Raw genomic sequence first — 1,604 nt, 5'->3', positions numbered from 1 at the left:
CAGGATCGTCCTGTATTTTGCTTTCGTCAACTACACGACACTCGGCTACGGCGACATCCTGCCCGTTGAGCGCTGGCTCCTGCTCGGACCGATGACGGCGATGAACAGAGTGTTGCTGTTCGGCTGGTCGACAGCGGTTATTTTCGAAGTCTTGCGATACGCCTTGCGCGTCCGTGAGCGCCGGGACGATCTGTGAGCGCACAGAGACTGCCTTTCGCCACAGTGGAAGAGGCGTTCATCGATGATCTTGCAGCGGGTCGATGCAGATCGTGGAGGAGCTCCGGATGACCCTGGACGACATGATCGGCCCTCTCGTCGCTGTCACGCTGATCGAGTTGATGGTCACCACAGGGCTCGGCGTCCGGTTTGCGGATGTGATGGACGCGGCGAGCGATTGGCGGTTGGTCGCGCGCGCAGGACTGGCCAATTACGTGGGTGTGCCTGCAACCGCCGTTCTTCTCCTCCTTCTGCTTGATCCCGATCCGATGGTCTCTGCTGGCGTCCTGATCCTTGCAGTCTGCCCGGGTGCTCCTTACGGGCCGCCATTGACGGCCATCGCTGGAGGCACCACCGCAATTTCGGTAGGTCTGATGGTGATCCTGGCAGGATCGTCAGTATTCGTGGCGCCGGTGGTATTGTCGCTTCTGCCGCCCTTCACAAGCCGCGGAGGGGATCTGCACGTGGATGCGATCGGGATGCTCGGCGTCATGCTGGCAACCCAGCTCCTGCCCTTGTGTTGCGGGCTGGCAGTCAACCGATGGCTGCCGGATCTGGCCGCACGATTGCTCAGGCCTGCGATCGCTATCAGCAAGGTTCTCAATGCCGCAACTTTGGCCGTCATCCTTACCTCCCAGTTTCCACGGCTGTTGGGCGTTCGGTTCATCGGTGTCGTTGGCATGCTGGTCCTGCTGGCCGTCAGTCTCTTGATCGGGTGGTTCTCTGGTGGAGAGCGGGACGAAGATCGCCGAGCCTTGGCGCTCACAACCGCGATCCGCAATGTCGGCCTTGGCGTAGAGGTCACGGCTGGCGCCTTCGCCGGGACGTCGGCCGTCACGGCAGTTCTGGCCTACGGCCTCATTCAACTACTCGGGTCGTTCTTGATGGCACTCTGGTGGCGACGAGGGCCGGCGCGGGCGGCAGTTCGATGACTCTATATGGATATCGCGGTCTTCGAGGCGACTGTTCGCGACCAGGCCATGCTCCAGGGCCGGCCCGAAACGAACCTGCCAGGGCAGCATGGCCGAAGCCGCTGCATATCTGAGGCTTTCTGCATTGCCAGCAGGATGAAGAGCTTTAACTCTTGTAGAGAGTAGTATCGGGAGGAGCCGGAAATGAGCCAACGAGATTCCGCAAAGAAAAGGAGACTTGCAGCCGAGCCCGCCGACGATACGTCTCAGCCGGTGAAGATGAAACGGAAAGTGTTCGAAGGCGAGCTGGGAAAACTCCAGGTCGAGCTCGTCCGCCTGCAAACCTGGGTGAAGGCCACAGGCGCGAGGATCATCGTGGTGTTCGAGGGGCGCGACACAGCCGGGAAGGGTGGGGTGATCAGCCGGATCACCCAGCGGGTGAGCCCCAGGGTGTTCCGGCATATCGCGTTGCCGGCA

Annotated in this window: 2 protein-coding genes and 1 pseudogene; all 3 read left to right on the top strand. The window is 61.3% G+C overall.

Going from position 1 to position 1,604, the window contains the following annotated elements; translation table 11 throughout:
* On the top strand, positions 1-196 hold a 196-nt coding region (locus tag BN1233_RS23235; RefSeq protein WP_048710899.1), incomplete at its 5' end, for an ion channel.
* An 88-nt stretch (positions 197-284) separates the two neighbouring features.
* Positions 285-1,148, top strand: coding sequence for a bile acid:sodium symporter family protein (locus tag BN1233_RS23230; protein WP_187144354.1), 864 nt, complete (start codon positions 285-287; stop codon positions 1,146-1,148).
* 183 nt (positions 1,149-1,331) lie between these two features.
* Positions 1,332-1,604, top strand: a pseudogene (locus BN1233_RS23225) (polyphosphate kinase 2); the annotation flags it as partial.

It is taken from the genome of Microvirga massiliensis (genome assembly GCF_001006805.1).
In the GTDB taxonomy this organism is placed as follows: Bacteria; Pseudomonadota; Alphaproteobacteria; order Rhizobiales; family Beijerinckiaceae; genus Microvirga; species Microvirga massiliensis.
Note: the sequence above shows the minus strand (reverse complement) of the source record. Positions and strands in the feature narration are given on the sequence as shown.

Excerpts from the sequence above, each read along its gene's own strand:
- BN1233_RS23230 (WP_187144354.1), top strand. The coding sequence starts at position 285 with ATGACCCTGGACGACATGATCGGCCCTCTCGTCGCTGTCACGCTGATC.